The organism is Companilactobacillus kedongensis (assembly GCF_003946625.1).
Lineage (GTDB): Bacteria > Bacillota > Bacilli > Lactobacillales > Lactobacillaceae > Companilactobacillus > Companilactobacillus kedongensis.
This window is the reverse complement of the sequence record NZ_RHOR01000012.1, coordinates 13,481-35,223: the sequence shown is the minus strand read 5'-3', so window position 1 is coordinate 35,223 and position 21,743 is coordinate 13,481. Positions and strand designations below refer to the sequence as shown.

Sequence of the window (21,743 nt, the reverse complement as noted above, 5' to 3'; positions counted from 1 at the left end):
ATGACAAGTATAATTTGGGATTTTGACGGAACTTTAGCCAATAGTTATCCAGGGATGGTTGCGGCAACTCAAAAGGCCTTGGAAGAAAATTTCAAAATAAAACTTTCAAAAGATACTATTTATAGCGGGATCAAAGCAACATCTATCAGAAAATTTGTAGCAGGACTTTTGGAAAAGAATGAAGATACATCAATTGATGGTCTTGATACTTTCTATAAGACATATACATTACACGAGAATGAATTTCACGATCAGATACGATTAATGCCACATGCAAAAATAAGCTTGGATTATTGTAGGTCCCAAGGTTATCAGCAATTCATTGTTACTCATCGTGATAAGTCGATCTATGATATTGCTAAGAAATTAGAAATATCTGATTACTTTGATGAAATTGTCAGTGTTGCTGATGACCATACTAGAAAACCAGATCCTGATATGCTGAATTATTTGATGGGTAAATATAATTTGAGCGCACAGGATATGTTTGTTGTCGGTGATCGGAAAATAGATATAGATTTTGGGAAAAGTGTTTCCGCAAAAACTATTTTGTTGAGTGATGAAGAGGATAACTTTGATTCCGACTACAAAATCAGTAAATTAAATGAATTGAATGAAATTATTTAATAAGAGACGTATAAATAAGTGTGCGTCTTTTTTTGTTGAAGGGGGAATTATGAAATCTAATAGATTAATATGGACTTCTATTCCGCCTAATCGTGAGTACATTGGACATAGAGGATCAGCTCCACCTTCATATGAAATATTGTCATATTAGCTTAATTCTTAAAACGTTTTCAACTAGTCTATTTTTCAATAAGTTGTAAAATATTTAGTTGCACGTTATATATTTTATATTTCATTATCGGGGGATTTATTTATGGAGAGTTTAGAACCGAAGAAGTCCTTCATTAGTTGGCCTGTGCTGGCCCTAATGAGCTTCGTTACGGTAATTGGTTTTGATGACTTAACCTACAACTTCCAAAATCAAGGAATGGGTGTTATCACCTCATGGGTTATCATGCTATTTTTATATGTCATTCCATATTCACTTATGGTTGGACAACTAGGATCAGTCTTTAATCACGAAGGTGGTGGACTGACATCTTGGGTTCGCGGAACTAGTGGCGAATTTTTGGGATATTTTACAGCTTGGACATACTGGGCTGCATCAGTTCCTTATGTTGTTGATACAGCTAATTCAATCGTTGTTGGATTGGGTTGGGCTTGGAACGGAAATGGTAAACTCCAAGATACAATGTCTAATGGTTGGTTTGCTTTTTGGACTGTTGTAACTTTTATCGTCTTTATTTTCGTTCAATCGAGATTCAAGCATTCACTTGAGATCTTGAGTACTATCGGTGGTGTTGCAATGTTTGGGATGACAGTATTGTTTGTTATCATGACATTTGCTGCCTTGGCAATGGGCGGACATATCGCTACTCAACCAATGAATGTACATACAATCGTACCTAAGTTTGATTTACATTATTTAACTACATTAGGACTATTGATCTATGCTATGAATGGAGCTGAACTTATCGCACCATTCATTACTAAGATGCGTAAACCTAAGAGTGAATTCCCTAAAGCTATGATCATGTTAGCTGTTATGACAGCATTCTTAACTATTTTTGGATCATTTTCATTGGGTGTCTTCTTTAATGCTTATCATTTACCAAATGATTTGAAGATGAACGGTTCATACTATGCTTTCCAAGCTTTAGGTGAACAATTCCATATTGGTAATTCATTGATGTATATTTTCTCTTGGACAGAAGTATTCTATTTGGCTGCGTTATTGGCTGTCCTATTAGATGCTATGACAAGAATGTTAATTTCTGATACCGGTGCTAAATTTATGCCAAAAGTTCTTCGTAAGAAGAATAAGTCAGGTTTACCAGTAAATGGTTATCTACTAACTTGTGGTTTGAGTGCCTTTATCATGTTACTAGGTATTTTCTTACCAAGTATGAATGATATCTTTAACTGGCTATTGAATCTTAACGGAATCATTTCGCCAGGTGTTACATGTTGGATCTTCTTTGCCTTTATTAAGATCCGTATGGATAGTAAAAAATACCCATCAGATTATGTTTATATCAAAAATGATAAGATCGCCTTATCAGTTGGTTGGTGGTGCTTGATAATTACAGGTGTCGCTACAGTCTTTGGTATTGCACCTCAAGATGTGCCTTTAGCTTCAAGTACATGGTGGTATGAGTTGATCATTAACTTTGTTGCTATTATTGTTCTGATCGGCTTGGGAACGATTATGCCTTACGTAACACGTCGTGAGATGAGAAGTAAGACTGGTTCTGCATTCACACGTTTACAATGGACAGGAATTTTGGCTGCCTTGTTAGTCGTCATTGTTGGTGACTTATATCTAGGTGGTTCAAAGATGAATAATAATATCGCTATGGTCGCCGGACTAAGTATTATTGGTATTCTGATAATCGTCGCCATAGGTTGGCACGAACGTGATTTAATTTCAGAAGGTTAATCTAAAAGATTGGGAGAAATCCTGATCTTTTTTTGTTTTATTCAATCTAGTTTTAAAAACTAGATTGAACGATAATCAATATTATGATAAATTATATTAGTAATTACAAAGAGGTGCTTTTTAATGGACGAATTGCAAAAATGGTTAGATAATTTAGAAAAATTCAAATTACCTAGGTGGGCGGACCTTCCGGAACTCGATTTATATCGTGATCAGTTATTAACACTTATTGAAAAATATTTAAGTCCTATTTGGATCGAGGACGGACCAATAGTTACATCTTCGATGGTTAATAATTATGTAAAGAATGGTTTACTGCCACGTCCCATTAAAAAGAGATATACCAAAGAACATTTGGCATATCTGATTGCCATTACTTTTCTAAAACAAGTGGTTTCAATGAATGAGATCAAATCTGGTTTAGAGGTAATGACTAGTCTAAATGGTGGGATAGAGAAGGCGTTTGATTTCTTTTGTGAGAAACAAGAATTGGCATTGAGAATGCTAAATTACCGTAATGAAAAGCAGAAGATTTCTGAAGATAATTCAACATCAGCCTACTTGATGGTAGAGATGGTGACTGTGTCTTTTGCCACCAAGTGGATGACACGTAAAGTATTAATGATCGAAAATGGAGCATCAGAAGAAAAGAGTAAATAATAATGACTGAAAAAATTGCTGTTTTGGTAGATTCTTGTTGTGATATACCAGAGGAATACTTAGAAAAAAGTGGTATTTATGAAATACCCATGCAAATTATTTATAAAAATAAAACATATCTAGATCGAGTAGATATTTCAGCGGTTGAAGTTTACGATGATTTGGAATCAGAAATACCTAAGACGTCATTGCCTTCGGGTGAAGTGATTCAAAGAACATTAGATGAAATTTATAATGATGGTTATACTCATATTATTTCAATATCTATTTCATCAGGATTGAGTGGGACTTATAATTTTCTAAAAGTCCTATTAGATGATGATGGCAGGTTCACTTACACGTCATTCGACACGAAGCAAGTGGCTGTTGCAGCTGGCCTTATAGCTGTAGGAACTAAAGATGAAATTGATGCAGGATCGGATTACGAAACGGTTCTGAAAAAGACTCAAAAGATGATCGATAATACTGTAGTTTATTTTTGTATCCCAACTCTTGAGTATTTAAGAGCTGGAGGTAGAATCGGTTTAGTTACATCAGTAGTCGGAAGTATGCTTAAATTAGCACCAATAATCACTTGTAATTCTGACGGAATATATACAACCGCTGCTAAGGCACGTGGAATGAAGAAGGGTCAAAAAATGATGTTAGATATGGTTACCAAGTTTATCGGTGATCATGAAAAATATTTATTGGCCGTTGGACATGGAGCGGATGAAAAATCCGGTGGAAATATGTTGGCACTTTTAGATAGTAAGGGTATTAATGGAACTAAAAACTTCTTTGGTCAAGTTGGACCGGCACTAGGAGTACATACGGGACCAGGTCTAGTTGGAGTCGGAGTTTGTTTATTGTAATATCAAAAATGTCTGATCACAATTTGTGGTCAGACATTTTTAATTAAACAAGTAATAATAGCAAATAAATAGTACAACAAATTTGACATATGTTTAGACAAATTATAGGATACTTATGAAAATGTGTTTGAAAGAAATTGAGGAGATTACAGAATGCAGCAGTGGCAAAAGTCTACCGTGTATCAGATTTATCCTAGAAGTTTTCAAGATTCAAATGGAGATGGAATTGGCGATATCAATGGTATTATTTCTCGATTAGATTATCTACATGACTTGGGAATTGAACTTATTTGGATCACACCGATGTATGTTTCACCTGGTAATGACAATGGTTATGATATTGCTGATTATTATCAGATCGATCCAATCTTTGGGACTATGAAAGATTTTGAAAATCTTTTGAAAGAAGCTCATAAACGTAATATAAAGGTAATTATGGATATGGTTCTAAATCATACCTCAAACGAGCATGTGTGGTTTAAAGAGGCTATTAAGTCTAAGGACAATCCTTATCACGACTATTATTTATTTAAAGATCCTGTTGATGGACATGAACCCAATAATTGGGTTTCTAAATTTAGTGGCAGTGCATGGCAATATGTTCCGTCGTTAAATCAATATTATCTACATTTGTATGATGTAACGATGCCTGACTTAAATTGGCGTAATCCTAAATTACGTCAAGAGATTTTTAAGATGATGACATTCTGGGCTAATAAGGGTATTGATGGTTTTAGACTGGATGTTATCAATAATATTTCTAAAGCTGAGAAGATGCCGAATGATACGTTTGAAACACCAACAGATGATGGAAGAAATTTCTATACTAATGGTCCGCATGTGCATGAATATATTCATGAAATGTATCGTAAGGTATTCGGCCCTAACAATTTTGTAACCGTAGGTGAGTTGTCGTCGACCCCCGTTAGCGAAGCAGTCAAATATACGAATCCTAACCGTGAAGAACTTTCAATGGCTTTTACATTCCATCACGTCAAGGTTGACTATACCAATGGTAAAAAATGGACTTTAGGCAAGTATAAGTTAACTGATCTGAAGAGTATTATCAGTGATTGGCAAGTTAAGATGCATCAAAATCACGGCTGGAATGCTCTGTTCTGGAATAATCATGATCAGCCGCGAGCAATATCGAGATTTTTAAACGATAATAAGTACCGTGACCAGTCAGCTAAACTATTGGCATTAGTACAATTTGGTCTTCAAGGTACGCCTTATATCTATCAGGGTGAAGAAATAGCTATGAAGAATTCATACTTTACGGATATTAAGCAGTATAAGGATCATGAATCAATCAATGCCTATCATATGATGGTTGATAATGGAACTGATAAAAATACGGCAATTAAAGTGTTACAACAAAAATCACGCGAGAATGCACGTATACCAATGCAATGGAATACAAGTAAAAATTATGGTTTTACGACGGGTATACCGTGGTTAAAACCAATTAAAAAGGACAATTACTCAGTAGAAACAGTTAGAAATTCACCGAATAATGTCTTTAATTTCTATCAACGTTTGATCAAAATGCGTAAGAAAAATGACACCTTGATCGAAGGTAATTATAAATTGCTTGATCACAATGATAATTCGGTCTACTCATACGTTAGAAGTAAGGACGATACTAAAATTTTGGTCATGGCAAACTTTACCGAAAAGGTACAGTTAAGAACAGTTAAGAGCGATTACAATTTAATTTTAGGTAATTATGGCGATTTTCGTAAGAAAGATAAAGTAGTTAAATTACGTCCATATGAAGCTTTGATGTTAGAGAAAAAAGATGTTTAATAAATAGGATTCAGTAATTAAATTTGATCGATAAAAATAACCGTCTTGAGAAATTATTAATTTCTCAGGACGGTTATTTTATTTGAAGTATTCTTTTAAACCATTTGTAACATCTTTAGCAACTTCTTCTTTATAACTGTCAGAGTTAATATGTTTATAATCTGCTGAAGAGTTGATGTAACCAAGCTCGATCAATACTGAAGGCTGACTATTGTAATGTAATACATATAGGTCTTTTTGTTGAGTTCCACGATTATCAATCGCTAAATTCTTTAATTGACTATTTATATCAGTAGCTAATTGACCATCTTTATCTTTATCATAGTAATAAGTCGTTACACCAGAACCGGAGTCAGATTGATCACTAGAATCAAAGTGGAGACTGATATAGGCGTCGGCTTCAATTTTACTTGAGAGGCGGGCACGATCGCCAAGTGATTTGGTATCATCACCTGAACGCGTTAGAACGACTCTTGCACCTGTCTTTTCAAGGTCAGATTTAATTGCTTTAGCATATTTTAAAGTGAAATTCTTTTCGTAAGTTTTCTTTGAGGATTCGGCTCCAACGTCAGTACCACCATGGCCGGGATCAATTACGATCGTGGCTTCGGAGATGTTAGTGGCGGCTGATTTAACAGCACTCTTTGAACCTGATATGGTTACTAACCAACTAGCGATATAACCGACTGATCCGTCACTATCACGAACTTTATACCAATTACCGGATTTACTTAGATAGTCGAACTTCTTACCAACATTAATACTCTTGATAACACGACCATTGTCATTTGGCTCAATACGTAACTTTGTATTAGCTTGTGTGACTGTGACAGTTTTAATGTCATCACTAGAAGTATTGGAAGAACTAGAAGTCTCTTGAGTCCCCTGAATAAATTGACTCTTTACCCAAGCAGCTGTTCCCTTATAGAGAATCTGTGACCAGTTCTGTTCTTGATACATGACGGTGACTTTTTGTGACTGTTCGATAGTTCCAAGAACTTCACTATCAGAGTTATTTTTCTGAAATACGGTAGTGTTAGGGACCTTTACGATTCCAACTTTATTAGTTGCTGAGCTGACTTCAGTATTATCGATCAGCCAACTTGCAACCCAACCAATTTTGTCTCCAGAAAGGCGGACTTGGTACCATTTGTTTTTTTCAGCTAAGATGGCTAATTTATCGCCTTTTTTAACTTGTCCCATATTGGAGTAAGACAACCCTGGACCAACTCGGACATTTACCGAATCGGATTCAACAACAATTGAATTGGCATTTGCCAAAGCTACAGTCGACCAACTCGATATGGAGATTAAAAAAACAATGGCAACAAATAGCTTGTTTTTAATTAAAAAAGTTATTATCTTTTTCATTTAAAGGATTCCTTTGTTGTCGCTATAATGATTTCATGTATATATCTATCTTACTGAAAAAAACTGAAACTTGAAAGATAGAAAGCTAAAAATTCATAGAAATTTGACATTTTTATCGAAAAAATATTAATTAAATTGCCATATAAGCGATTTATTGATCAGAAAAACGAATAAGTAACCGCTTACTATTATATAATGATACAAAAGCAACTTGACAATTAGGCCCATTTTGATTAGTTTATATTTATATTCTTAATCAGATCAGAAATTGCTGTACAGAGAACCTGCAGGCTGAGAACAGGTGAGTAATCAGATTGTGACGTTTTATAATCGTTTGACAGGCGTTAACTGTAGCAAAAATACTAGGTGGTACCGTGCATGAGCACCCTTGTCTTCATTGGCAGGAGTGCTTTTTTTGTGCGGTGATCCATAAAAGGAGAATTTTATGCGTTACCAAAAGCCAAAGGGTACGATGGATATTTTACCCGGTGAATCAGCAAAGTGGCAGTATGTAGAATCTGTCGCACAAAGAGTTTTTAGTCATTATCGTTTTTCAGAAATAAGAACACCAATTTTTGAATCATACGAAGTTTTTGAACGTTCTTCTGGTGATACATCAGATATCGTTTCAAAAGAAATGTACGATTTTAAAGATAAAGGTGACCGTCGTTTGGCACTTCGTCCAGAAGGTACAGCGGGTGTTGTAAGAGCTTATGTTGAGAATAAACTCTACGGACCAGAACATATCAAGCCTTACAAAGTTTGGTATAAGGGACCAATGTTCAGATATGAACGTCCTCAATCGGGCCGCCAAAGACAATTTCATCAAATCGGAGTTGAAGCTTTTGGTTCTGATTCTCCAGAATTAGATGTTGAAGTTATTACTATGGGTCTAAATTTCCTAAATGAGTTGGGGATTAAGAATCTCAAAGTGGCCATCAATACTTTGGGTGATCCAGAGTCACGTGAAAACTATCACCGTGCATTGGTTGATTACTTTACTCCATTTAAGGATCAATTGAGTGATGATTCTAAGATCAGATTAGAGAAGAATCCATTGAGGATCTTAGATAGTAAAGATGCGGGTGATAAGAAAATCGTTGCTAACGCACCATCTATTTTGGATTATCTAAATGATGCTTCTAGAGAACGTTTTGAATATTTAAAACAACTACTTGATGAACTGGATGTTAATTACGAAGTCGATTCAACAATGGTCCGTGGACTTGACTACTACAACCATACTATTTTTGAATTTATGGTAACTGACCCGGCATTTGATAACAAAGAAATCACTGTTTTAGCCGGTGGTCGTTACAATGGATTGGTTGAAGAATTAGGTGGACCACAGACACCAGGAATTGGTTTTGGATTAGGTGTTGAACGTCTGATGCTTTTGTTGAAGGATGAGGATCTAGTTATTAATAATGACTTGGATGTTTATCTTGTTACTATTGGTCAAAAGGCAGAGCAAGCTTCTGTAAAGATTTTGTCTAAATTGAGAAGTACTGGATTTGCAGCTGATAAAGATTACTTGCAAAGAAAGATCAAAGCTCAATTTAAGACTGCAGATCATTTACAAGCTAAATATACAGTTACTATCGGTGACAATGAGATCGAAAACAATACGGCCAGTGTTAAGAATATGGCAACTGGTGATCAGGTCAGCGTATCATTGGATAATTTAACTGATGAATTAAAGAAAATCGAGGGATAATAATGGAAAAGAGAACAGACTACTGCGGTAGCATTACCGAAAAATATGTTGGTCAACGAGTATCTCTAGACGGTTGGGTACAAAAACGTCGTGATCTCGGTGGATTGATTTTTATCGATCTTCGTGATTACAAAGGTATCGTACAATTAGTTTTTAATACTGACCATAAAGAAGCATTGGAAATTGCTGAGTCATTGCGTTCAGAATATGTTATCAATGTTTTGGGTACAGTAAGATTACGTGACGACAGTGCGATCAATGATAGAATGACGACTGGTAAGGTTGAAGTTGTTGTTGATACTGTTGAACTATTGAATAAATCAGTTACACCACCATTTGAAATCACTGATGATGTCGATGCCTCTGAAGAAACTAAGTTAAAGTATCGTTATCTTGATTTACGTAGACCTGAAATGCAAAAGGCTATTAGAACCAGAGCACAAATCAAGCATTCAGTTCACGAATACTTACATGACAACGGTTTTATCGATATTGAAACACCTAACTTGACCCCATCAACACCAGAAGGTGCTCGTGATTACCTTGTTCCTTCACGTGTTTATCCAGGACAATTCTATGCATTGCCACAATCACCACAATTATTTAAACAATTATTGATGGTAGGTGGATTCGATCGTTACTATCAATTAGCACATTGTTTCCGTGATGAGGATCTTCGTGGAGATCGTCAGCCAGAATTTACTCAAATTGACCTTGAAATGAGTTTTATGTCAGCTGAAGAAATTCAAGAAGTTACTGAAGGTCTAATTGCTCGTGTTATGAAAGACGAAAAGGGTATTGATGTTAAATTGCCATTCCCAAGAATTGATTGGGATGACGCTATGGCTCGCTATGGTTCAGATAAACCTGACATTCGTTTTGGTATGGAACTACAAGACTTGAACGAAGTATTTGCCGAGAGTGAGTTTAAAGTATTTAAAGGTACTATTGATAATGGTGGTCAAGTTAAAGCTATCGTTGTCAAAAATAATGCCGATAAATATTCAAGAAAGAATATTGAATCTTATCAAGAATATATCAAACGATTCGGTGCTAAAGGTTTAGCTTGGATCAAGTATAATGACGATAAAGTTACTGGACCAATTGCCAAGTTTATTACTGATCAAGAAGGTTCTTTGGTAGAACGATTGGGACTCGAAAACAACGACTTAGTTCTTTTCGTTGCTGACAAGAAGAAAATTGTTGCTGATGCTCTTGGTTATTTACGTGTTGCCATTGCAAAAGAATTAAACTTATTTGATCCTAATGAATTTGCCTTTACATGGGTTGTTAACTGGCCATTATTTGAATATGATGAAGGTATTCAAAGATGGACTGCAGCACACCATCCATTTACGATGCCAAATGAAGAGGATGTTCACTACTTAGATGAAGATCCACATAAGGCATATGCTCAAAGTTATGATATCGTCTTGAATGGTTATGAATTGGGTGGCGGTTCTATCCGTATTCATAATGCAAAAATTCAAGAAAAGATGCTTAAGGCTCTAGATTTTACTAAAGAAAAGGCCTACGCACAATTTGGCTTCCTATTGGATGCCTTGCAATACGGTTGTCCACCACATGGTGGTTTGGCTATTGGTTTGGATAGATTTGCTATGCTTCTATCCGGCAAGGATAATATTCGTGACGTTATTGCCTTCCCTAAGAATTCAAATGCTACTGAACCAATGACACATGCTCCTAGACCAGTCGATCCTAATCAATTAGTTGATTTAGGTATTGAAGTTTCAAAGACAGATAAATAATATTAACCTTAAATTAGAGATGCCGTGGGGATACAGTCCTTATGGTATCTTTTTTTTAATAGTAATTTAATAAATCTGAGCAAAATCATAGAAATGCTTTCATACTTGGTTATACTAAATAGTACAGATAATAAGGAGTGATTTCGTTGACTAAATATGAGAAAAACTTAAAGAATTTAGACGATATTCAATATAGAGTTACTCAAAATTCCGACACTGAAAGACCTTTTAGTGGCAAATATGATGATTTTTATCAAAAAGGTATCTATGTGGATGTTGCCAGTGGTGAGCCATTATTTTCATCTTCCAAAAAGTTTGATGCAGGTTGTGGTTGGCCTTCATTTAGTCAACCGATTGCCAAGTTAACTGAAAACAAGGATAGGTCACTGTTGGTTGAGAGGACTGAAGTTAGAAGCAGTATTGCAAACTCACATTTAGGGCATGTTTTTGAGGATGGTCCTAAAGAATTGGGTGGCCTGAGGTATTGTATCAACTCAGCGTCTTTGAAATTTATCCCTTATGATGAGATGGATGAAGACTACAGTGATTACAAGAAATATGTCGATGAGGGTGACAAATAATGAAAAAAGAAACAGCTATTTTTGCAGGCGGATGTTTTTGGTGCATGGTAAAGCCATTTGATACTCAACCAGGAATAATTTCAGTTATTTCAGGTTATACGGGCGGGCATGTTGCCAATCCAACATATGAACAAGTATGTACTGGTACTACTGGACATACTGAGGCAGTTAAAATTACTTATGATGCCGATATTTTTTCATACAAACAGTTAGTTGAAATCTATTGGCAAGTTGCTGATCCAACTGATGCTACTGGTCAATTTCAAGATCGTGGCGACAGCTATCGTCCTGTAATTTATTATGCGAATGAGGAACAAAAAGAGATTGCAGAGTCAGAAAAAAAGACTTTAGCAGAATCAGGTCAATTTGATGAACCGATCGTTACACAGATCCTGCCAGCTAAAGAATTTTATGTTGCTGAAGATTATCATCAAGACTTTTATAAAAAGAATCCAGAACGCTTTGAAATGGAAGAAAAAGGCGGAAGAGGAAGTTTTATTGAAAAACATCGGAAATAGGCTGAAAAATACTGTATCTGTGCTAAGATTACATTGGTGAAAATGAATTTATTATAGGAGTAATCTCGATATGGATGAAATAGATAAGTTAATTGAGAGGCATCAAAACTTATCAAAACTTTCAGTAGCTTTCTTATATTCAATCACAGTTTCAATTGCTGTTAATATGTTTTGGACACCCGGTGGAATTTATGGTTCTGGTGTAACTGGTGCCGCTCAGTTAGTCTCTACGGTAACGGCACGTTGGTTCCCATTTCATATCTCCACAGCTGTAATGTATTTTGCATTAAATGCTCCATTATTTGTTTTGTCTTGGCGCAAGATCGACCATAAATTCACCTTGTTTACCGTGGTTGCAGTCGCTTTAGCCAGTACAATGATGCATTTATTGCCAGGTACTAAGATCACAGCTGATCCACTTATCTGCGCTATTTTTGGTGGTGTAGTAAATGGGTTTGGTACAGGGATGTCATTGAGAAATGGTATCTCTACCGGTGGTATTGATATTTTAGGAATTATTTTACGGAAGAAAACCGGGAAAAGTGTAGGGACGATAAATATCATCTTTAATGTATTTATCATAACCTGCGCCGGTCTGATATTCGGATGGGTTCACGCTTTATATAGCGCGGTAAGTATCTTTATCAATGGTCAAGTTATAGATATGGTCTATAATAAGGATCAAAAGCTGCAAGTAATGATCGTTACGTCAAAACCTAAGAACGTGATCACAGAGATTCAAAGTGAGATGCGTCGAGGTATCACTATCGTTCATGATGCGGAAGGTGCTTATAAACACGAAGAAAAGACGATTCTCTTCACAATTATCTCTAGAGCTGAATTACATGATCTAGAAACCGCTATGGAGGCCTCTGATCAACATGCGTTTGTCAGTGTTACCGATACGGTCAAAATAATGGGAAGGTTCTATCAAAAACATATTTACTAGATAAATAAAAGAGAAAAGCTGTCGGCTTTTCTCTTTTTGTTTTAAAATGAAATTACTACTTTAAAAGGAGATCACTTATGATAATTGGATCACATGTTGCAATGAAGGCACCTAAAATGTTAGCTGGATCAGCAAAAGAAGCACACAGTTATGATGCCAATGCGATGATGATTTTTACTGGTGCACCTCAAAATACGCGCCGTAAAGATGTTTCAGAGATGAATATTGAAGAAGGTCAAAGGCTTTTAAAATTGTATGGTATCGACCATATTATTGGTCATGCACCATATATCGTTAATTTGGGGAATACTGTTAAACCTGAAAATCTTCCTTTTGGGATCTCATTTATGCATGATGAAATTCAACGTGCCGATGCATTAGGTATTGAAGCCCTCAGCTTTCATCCTGGTGCACATTTAAAACAAGGACCTGAAGTCGCGTTAAAACAAATTGCTGAAGCTTTAGATGAAGCCATCGATGAGAACCAAAAAGTAAGTATCGCCATAGAAACAATGGCTGGTAAGGGTACTGAAGTCGGCATTAATTTTGAACAGTTAGCGATGATCTTTGATCACTGTCAGCATAATGATAAACTGTCGGTTACTATGGATACCTGCCATATGAGTGACGCTGGCTACAATGTTAAAGATGATTTTGATGGTGTTTTGAATGAGTTTGACCACATTTTAGGCATTGATAAGATATCTGTGATCCATTTAAATGATTCTAAAAATAATCAAGGTTCACATAAAGATCGCCATGAGAATATTGGCTTTGGAACGATTGGATTTGATACATTGAATTATGTGGCACATCATCCCCAGTTAGAACAAGTTCCCAAGATAATGGAAACTCCTTACGTTAAAAAAGATGAGAATGACAAAAAAGGTGTAGCACCTTATAAATTTGAAATTGAAATGTTACGAAACCAAAAGTTTGATCCAGAAATGCAGAATAAATTAAAAAAGAGCTAGCCTCAGGCTAGCTCTTTGTATATCCATTGATATTTAATTGTTCCATGATCAGCGCAGCTGTTTCTTCAATTGAACGATCGGCCACATTGATGACTGGACAACCTAATTCTTTGTAAATCTTGTTTGAGTAATCCAGTTCGCGTTGAATTTCATCTTCTTCTGAGTATGCTGTATCTGGATCAAGTCCATAAGCAATCATTCTTTGACTTCTAATTTTTGTCAAAACATTCATGTCGTTAGTCAAACCAACGATTTTTTTTGGATTAACACGCCATAATTCGTCAGGAATGGCTGCCTTAGGTACTAATGGCAAGTTAGCAACCTTTATATTCTTGTTAGCTAAGTAGAGTGATAAGGGCGTTTTTGACGTTCTGGAGATACCTAGTAGGACAAGATCGGCTTCAAGTAGTCCTTTGGCATTTTTACCATCATCATTGTTGACAGTGAATTCCATTGCTGAGATCATATCAAAGTAGTTTTGGTTTAGTTCATGAATCAGACCTTTTCTTCTTAATGGTTCTTCATGAGTTATTTGACCGAATGTTCCAATAATAGGATTGAGAATATCGTAATAGGTTATTCCATGTTGTTGACAGTAAGTATTGATGATCTCACTGATTTCCTTGGAGACGATAGTGTGTAAAATGACCGCTTTTTTCTCATTTGCAAGGTTTAGGACTTTTTTTAATTGATCGTCATCCTTTACAAAGGGATATTTTGTGTAAACTATATCTAACTGTGGGAACTGTGCAAACGCCGCTTTAGCAACGCGGACAGCCGTTTCACCGGCCGCATCTGATAGCGCAAAGACATCAACTCGTTGGGACATAACAAATTCCTCCTAAAAAATTTAAAAAATTGTTTGAACATTACCTTCTTTTTGTTATAATAACATATGAACTGTGAAAGAAATAGACAGTTACGCTTTAAATCGGAAGGAGGGATATCATATATGTCAAAAACAGTCGTTCGTGAAAATGAATCGCTAGATGATGCTCTTCGTCGTTTTAAACGCTCTGTCTCTAAAAGTGGTACACTTCAAGAATATCGTAAGAGAGAGTTTTACGAAAAGCCAAGTGTAAAGAAAAAGCTTAAGTCAGAAGCTGCACGTAAACGTAACAAGAAACGTCGTTAATATATAGAAAGGTTAAAACATTATATGTTTTAACCTTTTTTTTATAAGTTTTTTACATTCTTGTGCTATCATTCAAGATAATAGGAGGGTGTGTGTTTATTGACAGAAAATAGCGAACAAGTTAAGCAGAGTATTACTATTAAGAACCAGCAGGATGCCGCAAATATCTTCGGTATCAATGATAGCAATTTAACACTTATTGAAGAAGGTATGGACGTCAAAATACATGCCTTCGGCGATCAGCTAGATGTTACTGGTGATGAGAGTAATGTAGCCAAGACCATTACCTTTTTGCAAAAATTGATCAAACTATCAAGTAACAAGATCAGTATTGGGGCTCCTGATGTTGTCAGTGGTCTTAAGATGATCGAACGAGGGACGTTAGATTACTTCGAGGAACTGTATAAGGATGAATTGATCAAAGATTATGGTGGTAAGCCTGTAAGGGTCAGAAACTTTGGTCAAAGACAATACATCAATGCTATCAAACACAATGATATAACCTTTGGTATTGGACCAGCCGGTACCGGTAAAACTTATTTGGCTGTTGTTATGGCTGTTGCAGCTTTAAAGAAGGGAACTGTTAAACGTATCGTTTTGACACGTCCTGCTGTTGAAGCCGGAGAAAGCTTAGGATTCTTACCAGGTGATCTAAAAGAAAAAGTTGATCCATATATGCGTCCTATCTATGATGCGTTGTATGCAATTTTGGGAACAGAGCATACTGGACGTTTGTTGGAGCGTGGTGTTATCGAAGTTGCGCCTTTAGCTTATATGAGAGGTCGTACTTTAGACGAATCATTTGTAATTTTAGATGAGGCTCAAAATACAACTCAAGAACAAATGAAAATGTTTCTTACTAGACTAGGTTTTGGATCAACTATGATCGTCAATGGTGACATCTCACAGATCGATTTACCACATAATGCCAAGAGTGGCCTAGTTCAAGCAAAGAAAATCTTAAATAATCTACCACATATTGAATTCGTCAACTTTACATCTGCTGATGTTGTTAGACATCCAGTTGTGGCAGAAATTATCGATGCATATGATGTAACAGATAAAACTGAATAATGATACGGGGATAAAAATGGATTTAGAAATTTTTAACGATGATAAATTAATTGATCAAAAACGCGAAGATTGGGTCGAAGACCTAGTTAAATTTACTTTTAACGATTTAGAATTGAAGGATAATACGCAGCTTTCCATTCACTTTGTAACAAAAGATAAGATCCATAAAATCAATAAGGAATATCGTGATGTTGATCGTGCAACTGATGTTATCAGTTTTGCAATTAATGATGGTGAAGAGTCATTAGATTATCTTGAGAGTCAAATCCCGGATTTGCCAGTTGATTTGGGTGACTTGTTTATCAGTGTAGAAATTGTTGATGAACATGCGAAGGACTATGAGCACTCATTTGATCGCGAACTTGGCTATACGATCGTTCACGGTATCCTACATCTAAATGGTTATGATCACATTAAGCCAGAAGATGAAAAGGTTATGATCGGTCTACAAGAAAAAATTCTTAGTGCCTATGGCCTAGAAAAATAAGGAGTCTACCCAGTGGAAATTAACGAAAAAGAGTTATTCGATGTTGCAATAAAAGCTATGGAAAATGCTTATACACCTTATTCTCACTATACAGTTGGGGCCGCATTGGTTGCCGATAATGGTAAGATCTATTCTGGTGTTAATATTGAAAATGCTTCTTATGGACTTACAAATTGTGCTGAAAGGACGGCTATTTTCAAAGCTGTCTCTGAAGGAGTTCGTAAAATAGAAGCACTCATTGTTGTTAATGGAACTTCTGAGATGTCAAAACCTTGTGGTGCTTGTCGTCAAGTTATGAGTGAATTCATGGGTGGATCAGCACCAGTTTTCTTGTCTAACAATAGTAATGATTTTAAGGAATACAAATTTAAAGAAATTTTGCCGCTAGCTTTTAGCGATAAGGATATGGATTAATATGGATAAAAATTTTCGTTCAGGTTTTGTAGCGATCGTTGGTCGACCAAATGTTGGTAAATCGACTTTTATGAATCGTATTATTAAAGAGCAGGTAGCTATTACTTCACCAAAAGCTCAAACAACTAGAAATAAGATTCAAGGTATCTATACTGATGATGAGCGTCAAATCATCTTTTTGGATACACCCGGTATTCACAAACCTCATAATGGTTTGGATCAATACATGGATAAGGCTGCTATTTCAGCATTACGTGAAGTAGATGCGGTATTATTTATGACTGAAGCCGGACAAAGTGCTGGACCTGGTGATAAATTTATCATTGATGAACTAAAAAAAGTTAAGGCTCCAGTTTTCTTGATCCTTAATAAGATTGATTTGATCAATCCAGATGAAATGGCACCACAAATTAATGAATACAAGGATTTAATGGATTTCTCTGAGGTTATTCCGATCTCCGCCACTAATGGAAATAATGTTGAAGATTTAATTGATTCATTAACTAAAGCGTTACCATTAGGACCACAATATTATGATGATGATCAAATCACTGATCACCCTGAATATTTTATTGTTGGTGAGTTGATCCGTGAAAAGATCCTTCAAGATACACATGACGAGATTCCTCATTCAGTTGCCGTTATTGTTGATTCCATGAACCAACGTAGTGAAAGAGGTAAGTTGCAAGTTGAGGCAACTATCTATGTTGAACGTGATACACAAAAGAAAATCGTTATCGGTAAAGGTGCCAGCATGTTGAAAAATATCGGTATCGGTTCAAGAATTAAGATTGAACACTTACTAGGTGAGAAAATCAATTTGAAGTTGTGGGTCAAAGTTAAGAAAAATTGGCGTGATGATGCATTGTTCTTGTCTCGTGCTGGTTATGCGGTAAAGGATATTAACTAATGAAGGTACCATCCAACTTTTTTGGGATCGTTGTTAAAAGACAGCGTTATCGAGAAAAAGATGCTTTGGTGACTATTCTAACTAAAGAGTATGGTTTCAAAACATTCTTAGTTCGTGGTACTCAAGGTCCTAAGTCGAAGATATCTGGTTCAGTGATCCCATTTTCTTATGGTGACTATTCTGGATTAGTTAAAGATGAGGGGTTATCGTATTTGAACTCTGCAAGTAATGTGAAGCAGTTTGACGAAATAATCCAAGATATTGAATTGAATGCTTATGCAACATTTTTATTTGATTTGATGTCTAATGCTTTTTTGAATGAAGTTATTCCTGATGAATGGTACAAAGAACTGTTTAAGGCGCTGTTATATATTGACAATGGATACGATGCACAAATTGTTGTAAATATTTTGCAAATGCATCTCTTAAAGGTCTTTGGTGTTGAACCAAATATGGATTCATGTGTTGTTGGCGGAGAGAAAAATGCGCGCTTTGACTTTTCAGTGATCTTAGGTGGTTTGCTGTGTTCAAAACACTTTAATCAAGATGTCCATCGATTGCATTTGTCAGAAAGAACGATTTATTTTCTAAGATTATTCAGTAAAATATCGTTAGATCAAATCAGTAGTATCAATTTAAAGGACAGTAATAAGGACTTGATTCAGCATGCAATTGATTCAATTTATATCGGTTCAGTGGGATCATATCCAAAAAGTAAAACTTTTATTGATAATATGCATACTTGGCACATTTAGTTAATTGACAATTTATGTAATAATAGTTATTATCTAATGTGTATAGACAGAGATGCGGGATGGTGAAATCCGCAATAGTTTCATGGCTGAACAACTTAATTTTTATATATAAAAGTGCAGGACTTTGGTCCTGAATAAGGGTGGAACCGCGATTAATCGTCCCTTGCATGTATTTAGTATACCTGCAAGGGTCTTTTTTGTGTCCATCTGAGAGGAGAAAGTAATGGATAAAAAGTTAGATGTACAAAATATGATTTTGACATTGCAAAGATTTTGGAGTGAAAAGGGTTGTATGTTAATGCAAGCCTATGATACCGAAAAGGGTGCCGGAACAATGAGTCCGTATACCTTCTTACGTGCTATCGGTCCTGAACCTTGGAATGCTGCATATGTTGAACCATCAAGACGTCCAGCTGATGGTCGTTATGGTGAAAATCCTAACCGTTTGTATCAACATCATCAATTTCAAGTAGTAATGAAACCTGCTCCAAAAGATATTCAAGAATATTATTTGGATTCATTACGTGCCTTGGGCATTGAACCTTTGGAACATGATATTCGTTTCGTTGAAGATAACTGGGAAAACCCATCAATGGGTTGTGCCGGTGTTGGTTGGGAAGTATGGCTTGATGGTATGGAAGTTACACAATTTACATACTTCCAACAAGTCGGTGGACTTCAAGTTCATCCTGTAACAAGCGAAATCACATATGGTGTTGAACGTTTAGCTTCATATATTCAAGATGTTAATTCTGTTTACGATCTAGAATGGGGCGACGGAGTATTATATGGTGATATCTTCAAGGAACCTGAATATGAACATTCAAAATATTCATTTGAAGAAAGTAACCAAGATATGTTGTTCAAATTCTTTAATGCATATGAAAAAGAAGCTAATCGTTTGATGGATCTAGGATTAGTTCATCCAGCTTATGATTATATTTTGAAGTGTAGCCACACATTTAACTTGCTAGATGCCAGAGGTGCTGTTTCTGTTACTGAAAGAGCCGCTTTCTTGTCAAGAATCAGAAAAATGGCCCACAAGGTTGCCAAAGCTTTCGTTGAAGAACGTAAGAAGTTAGGTTTCCCATTATTGGCTAACAGTGAAGCAAAGGAGAAAGAAAATGACTAAAAATTACTTATTAGAAATTGGGCTAGAAGAAATGCCCGCTCATGTTGTTACAAAGAGTGAGAATCAACTAGCACAAAAGACAGCTAAGTTTTTAAAAGATAATCGTCTATCTTTCTCTACTATTGAAAAGTATTCAACTCCAAGACGTTTAGCTATCCTCATTAAAGATGTTGCTGATAAGCAAGAAGATATTGATGTTAAAGCTAAGGGACCTGCAAAGAAAATCGCTAAAGATGCTGATGGCAATTGGACAAAAGCTGCTCAAGGATTTGCTCGTGGTCAAAAGATGACTGTTGATGACATTTTCTTTGAAGAATTAAAAGGCGTTGAATATGTTTATATTCAAAAACATGAGGCTGGTAAATCAGCTAGTGAAATTTTGGGAAATATGGTTGATGTGATCGAATCAATTACTTTCCCAACAAGAATGCGCTGGGGTTCATATGACTTTGAATATATCCGTCCAATTCATTGGTTAGTTTCATTACTTGGTGATGAAGAAGTTCCATTAAAGATCTTGGATGTTGAATCAGGTCGTATCAGTCGCGGACATCGTTTCTTAGGAAAAGATGTAGAAATCGATAATGCTGACAATTATGTTGAAAAATTACGCTCACAATTTGTTTTAGTGGATGCTAAAGAACGTAAGAATATCATCAGTGATCAAATCAAAAAAATTGCTGACGACAATAATTGGGTAATTGATGTAGATAGTGATCTTCTTGAAGAAGTTAATAATCTAGTTGAATATCCAACAACATTCTATGGTTCATTTGATAAAAAATACTTAGAGATCCCCGAAGAAGTTTTAATTACTTCAATGAAGGATAATCAAAGATATTTCTACGTTAGAAATCAAAAAGGCTCTTTGGAACCATACTTTATCGGTGTTAGAAATGGTAATACTGAGCATATCGAAAATGTTATCCAAGGTAACGAAAAGGTCTTGGTTGCTCGTCTTGAAGATGCTGACTTCTTCTTTAAAGAAGATCAAAAGAAGACGATTGCTGATTACGTTGAAAAACTTAAATCAGTTAACTTCCACGTTAAGATCGGTACAATGTTTGAAAAGATGCAACGTGTTCATGCTATTTCAGAACATCTAGCTAAATTATTCAATCTAAATGATCAAGAGACAAAAGACTTATTACGTGCCAGTGATATTTATAAATTTGACTTGGTTACAAATATGGTTGATGAATTCCCAGAACTTCAAGGTGTTATGGGTGAAAAGTATGCCAGCATAATGGGTGAAACTGATGGTGTTGCTAAGGCTGTCAGTGAACACTACATGCCAATCTCTGCTGAAGGCGATTTGCCTAAGACAAAGGTCGGAGCTACATTAGCTATTGCTGATAAGATCGATTCACTAAAGACATTTTATGCAGTTGACCTTATTCCAAGTGGTTCAAATGATCCATACGCTTTGAGAAGACAAGCCTATGGTATCGTAAGAATTCTTGACCAAAATCAATGGTCATTAAATATCAACGATCTTCAAGCCTTTCTTGCAGATATCAAGGTTAAAGAAGGACTTGACCTATCTAATAATCAAACTGAATTTACTGACTTCATGATCGATCGTGTTCGTCAATTGCTTAATACAGTTGATCTTAGAAATGATATTATTGATGCAGTTAGTGAAACTTCAATTGTTGATCCAATTGCTATGATCAATACAGCTAAGGTTCTGCAAAAGCATGTTGAAGATGACGACTTTAAACAAGTTATTGAAGCTTTGAGTAGAATTGTAAACTTATCTCAAAAAGCTGATTTCAAATTCAGTAGTGAGTTAAGTGTCAATACTGAATTGTTTGAAAATCCATCAGAAAACAAATTAAAAGAAGCAGTTGAAGCTATAAGCGTCTCTGATACTAAAGATGCTGAAAAGTTGTATACTGCATTAGCTAGTCTAAAACCAGTAATCGACAGTTACTTTGATGAAAATATGATCATGGCCAAAGATGAAGCCGTTAAAACAAATCGTCTTACTCAATTAGTTATTGCAAACAATTTAATTGCAAAATTAGGAAACTTATCTAAAATTGTAGTTAAGTAAAGTTAATTATTTGTATTTTATAAATCCGTGTGTTAACCTTTAGTTCACTGTTTTTATAAACATTTTGAG

The 21,743-nt window shown here is 35.6% G+C and carries 21 protein-coding genes; 19 read left to right on the top strand and 2 right to left on the bottom strand.

Annotated elements, in window-relative coordinates; translation table 11 throughout:
• The 5 genes from EKM60_RS07770 (at position 1) to EKM60_RS07750 (ending at position 5,829) form a co-directional block, all read left to right on the top strand.
• Positions 1-627 carry an HAD-IA family hydrolase gene (locus EKM60_RS07770; RefSeq protein WP_125714159.1) on the top strand — a complete coding sequence of 209 codons (627 nt, stop codon included), beginning with the start codon at positions 1-3 and terminating at the stop codon, positions 625-627.
• Between the two features lie 253 nt (positions 628-880).
• Positions 881-2,506: an APC family permease gene (locus EKM60_RS07765; protein ID WP_125714157.1), complete on the top strand. Its 1,626-nt coding sequence runs from the start codon at positions 881-883 to the stop codon at positions 2,504-2,506.
• A 123-nt stretch (positions 2,507-2,629) separates the two neighbouring features.
• Positions 2,630-3,166, top strand: a complete 537-nt coding sequence (locus EKM60_RS07760; protein WP_125714155.1) for a DUF1836 domain-containing protein — start codon at positions 2,630-2,632, stop codon at positions 3,164-3,166.
• Positions 3,167-3,168: 2 nt separating this feature from the next.
• The gene (locus EKM60_RS07755) at positions 3,169-4,020 is read left to right on the top strand and encodes a DegV family protein (RefSeq protein WP_125714153.1); all 852 of its coding nucleotides are present in this window, start codon (positions 3,169-3,171) and stop codon (positions 4,018-4,020) included.
• 153 nt (positions 4,021-4,173) lie between these two features.
• On the top strand, positions 4,174-5,829 hold the full coding sequence (locus EKM60_RS07750) for an alpha,alpha-phosphotrehalase (RefSeq protein ID WP_125714150.1): 1,656 nt from the start codon (positions 4,174-4,176) through the stop codon (positions 5,827-5,829).
• Positions 5,830-5,907: 78 nt separating this feature from the next.
• On the opposite strand, the gene EKM60_RS07745 is transcribed toward EKM60_RS07750, so the two are convergent.
• Positions 5,908-7,200: an N-acetylmuramoyl-L-alanine amidase gene (locus EKM60_RS07745; RefSeq protein ID WP_125714148.1), complete on the bottom strand. Its 1,293-nt coding sequence runs from the start codon at positions 7,198-7,200 to the stop codon at positions 5,908-5,910.
• A gap of 445 nt (positions 7,201-7,645) precedes the next feature.
• Here EKM60_RS07745 and hisS point away from each other — a divergent pair, with 445 nt between their 5' ends.
• From hisS to EKM60_RS07715, 6 genes are all read left to right on the top strand, one after another.
• Positions 7,646-8,917: a histidine--tRNA ligase gene (gene hisS, locus EKM60_RS07740; protein ID WP_125714146.1), complete on the top strand. Its 1,272-nt coding sequence runs from the start codon at positions 7,646-7,648 to the stop codon at positions 8,915-8,917.
• A gap of 2 nt (positions 8,918-8,919) precedes the next feature.
• Positions 8,920-10,686, top strand: a complete 1,767-nt coding sequence (gene aspS, locus EKM60_RS07735) for an aspartate--tRNA ligase (protein WP_125714145.1) — start codon at positions 8,920-8,922, stop codon at positions 10,684-10,686.
• A gap of 146 nt (positions 10,687-10,832) precedes the next feature.
• Positions 10,833-11,267 carry a peptide-methionine (R)-S-oxide reductase MsrB gene (msrB, locus tag EKM60_RS07730; protein WP_125714142.1) on the top strand — a complete coding sequence of 145 codons (435 nt, stop codon included), beginning with the start codon at positions 10,833-10,835 and terminating at the stop codon, positions 11,265-11,267.
• On the top strand, positions 11,267-11,785 hold the full coding sequence (gene msrA, locus EKM60_RS07725; RefSeq protein ID WP_125714140.1) for a peptide-methionine (S)-S-oxide reductase MsrA: 519 nt from the start codon (positions 11,267-11,269) through the stop codon (positions 11,783-11,785). The genes msrB and msrA overlap by 1 nt, the downstream gene beginning before the upstream one ends.
• 70 nt (positions 11,786-11,855) lie before the next feature.
• The gene (locus tag EKM60_RS07720) at positions 11,856-12,734 is read left to right on the top strand and encodes a YitT family protein (RefSeq protein ID WP_125714139.1); all 879 of its coding nucleotides are present in this window, start codon (positions 11,856-11,858) and stop codon (positions 12,732-12,734) included.
• Between the two features lie 77 nt (positions 12,735-12,811).
• Positions 12,812-13,708 carry a deoxyribonuclease IV gene (locus EKM60_RS07715; RefSeq protein WP_125714137.1) on the top strand — a complete coding sequence of 299 codons (897 nt, stop codon included), beginning with the start codon at positions 12,812-12,814 and terminating at the stop codon, positions 13,706-13,708.
• 7 nt (positions 13,709-13,715) lie between these two features.
• Here EKM60_RS07715 and EKM60_RS07710 read toward each other — a convergent pair whose 3' ends face one another.
• Positions 13,716-14,537 (bottom strand): pyruvate, water dikinase regulatory protein, encoded by an 822-nt coding sequence (locus EKM60_RS07710; RefSeq protein WP_125714134.1) that lies wholly within the window; start codon positions 14,535-14,537, stop codon positions 13,716-13,718.
• Positions 14,538-14,660: 123 nt separating this feature from the next.
• Between EKM60_RS07710 and rpsU the strand changes: the two genes are divergently transcribed.
• The 8 genes from rpsU (at position 14,661) to glyS (ending at position 21,674) form a co-directional block, all read left to right on the top strand.
• Entirely contained in the window at positions 14,661-14,843 is a 183-nt protein-coding gene (gene rpsU, locus EKM60_RS07705; RefSeq protein ID WP_057765315.1) for a 30S ribosomal protein S21, read from the top strand.
• Positions 14,844-14,942: 99 nt separating this feature from the next.
• Complete coding sequence (locus tag EKM60_RS07700) at positions 14,943-15,917, top strand: PhoH family protein (protein ID WP_125714132.1); 975 nt, start codon at positions 14,943-14,945, stop codon at positions 15,915-15,917.
• Positions 15,918-15,933: 16 nt separating this feature from the next.
• Entirely contained in the window at positions 15,934-16,404 is a 471-nt protein-coding gene (gene ybeY / locus EKM60_RS07695; protein WP_125714130.1) for an rRNA maturation RNase YbeY, read from the top strand.
• 12 nt (positions 16,405-16,416) lie between these two features.
• A complete protein-coding gene (locus EKM60_RS07690; RefSeq protein ID WP_125714128.1) occupies positions 16,417-16,818 on the top strand; it encodes a cytidine deaminase in 402 nt (133 codons plus the stop codon).
• A 1-nt stretch (position 16,819) separates the two neighbouring features.
• Positions 16,820-17,728 carry a GTPase Era gene (era, locus tag EKM60_RS07685; RefSeq protein ID WP_125714126.1) on the top strand — a complete coding sequence of 303 codons (909 nt, stop codon included), beginning with the start codon at positions 16,820-16,822 and terminating at the stop codon, positions 17,726-17,728.
• Complete coding sequence (gene recO, locus EKM60_RS07680) at positions 17,728-18,483, top strand: DNA repair protein RecO (RefSeq protein WP_125714124.1); 756 nt, start codon at positions 17,728-17,730, stop codon at positions 18,481-18,483. Before era ends, recO begins: the two co-directional genes overlap by 1 nt.
• Before the next feature lie 223 nt (positions 18,484-18,706).
• Positions 18,707-19,615 (top strand): glycine--tRNA ligase subunit alpha, encoded by a 909-nt coding sequence (gene glyQ, locus EKM60_RS07675; RefSeq protein WP_125714122.1) that lies wholly within the window; start codon positions 18,707-18,709, stop codon positions 19,613-19,615.
• Positions 19,608-21,674 (top strand): glycine--tRNA ligase subunit beta, encoded by a 2,067-nt coding sequence (gene glyS, locus EKM60_RS07670; protein ID WP_125714120.1) that lies wholly within the window; start codon positions 19,608-19,610, stop codon positions 21,672-21,674. The genes glyQ and glyS overlap by 8 nt, the downstream gene beginning before the upstream one ends.
• Positions 21,675-21,743: the final 69 nt, after the last annotated feature.

Coding starts and splice junctions, on each gene's coding strand:
- EKM60_RS07770 (WP_125714159.1), top strand. CDS start 1: ATGACAAGTATAATTTGGGATTTTGACGGAACTTTAGCCAATAGTTAT.
- EKM60_RS07765 (WP_125714157.1), top strand. CDS start 881: ATGGAGAGTTTAGAACCGAAGAAGTCCTTCATTAGTTGGCCTGTGCTG.
- EKM60_RS07760 (WP_125714155.1), top strand. CDS start 2,630: ATGGACGAATTGCAAAAATGGTTAGATAATTTAGAAAAATTCAAATTA.
- EKM60_RS07755 (WP_125714153.1), top strand. CDS start 3,169: ATGACTGAAAAAATTGCTGTTTTGGTAGATTCTTGTTGTGATATACCA.
- EKM60_RS07750 (WP_125714150.1), top strand. CDS start 4,174: ATGCAGCAGTGGCAAAAGTCTACCGTGTATCAGATTTATCCTAGAAGT.
- EKM60_RS07745 (WP_125714148.1), bottom strand. CDS start 7,200: ATGAAAAAGATAATAACTTTTTTAATTAAAAACAAGCTATTTGTTGCC.
- hisS (WP_125714146.1), top strand. CDS start 7,646: ATGCGTTACCAAAAGCCAAAGGGTACGATGGATATTTTACCCGGTGAA.
- aspS (WP_125714145.1), top strand. CDS start 8,920: ATGGAAAAGAGAACAGACTACTGCGGTAGCATTACCGAAAAATATGTT.
- msrA (WP_125714140.1), top strand. CDS start 11,267: ATGAAAAAAGAAACAGCTATTTTTGCAGGCGGATGTTTTTGGTGCATG.
- EKM60_RS07720 (WP_125714139.1), top strand. CDS start 11,856: ATGGATGAAATAGATAAGTTAATTGAGAGGCATCAAAACTTATCAAAA.
- EKM60_RS07715 (WP_125714137.1), top strand. CDS start 12,812: ATGATAATTGGATCACATGTTGCAATGAAGGCACCTAAAATGTTAGCT.
- EKM60_RS07710 (WP_125714134.1), bottom strand. CDS start 14,537: ATGTCCCAACGAGTTGATGTCTTTGCGCTATCAGATGCGGCCGGTGAA.
- rpsU (WP_057765315.1), top strand. CDS start 14,661: ATGTCAAAAACAGTCGTTCGTGAAAATGAATCGCTAGATGATGCTCTT.
- ybeY (WP_125714130.1), top strand. CDS start 15,934: ATGGATTTAGAAATTTTTAACGATGATAAATTAATTGATCAAAAACGC.
- era (WP_125714126.1), top strand. CDS start 16,820: ATGGATAAAAATTTTCGTTCAGGTTTTGTAGCGATCGTTGGTCGACCA.
- recO (WP_125714124.1), top strand. CDS start 17,728: ATGAAGGTACCATCCAACTTTTTTGGGATCGTTGTTAAAAGACAGCGT.
- glyQ (WP_125714122.1), top strand. CDS start 18,707: ATGGATAAAAAGTTAGATGTACAAAATATGATTTTGACATTGCAAAGA.
- glyS (WP_125714120.1), top strand. CDS start 19,608: ATGACTAAAAATTACTTATTAGAAATTGGGCTAGAAGAAATGCCCGCT.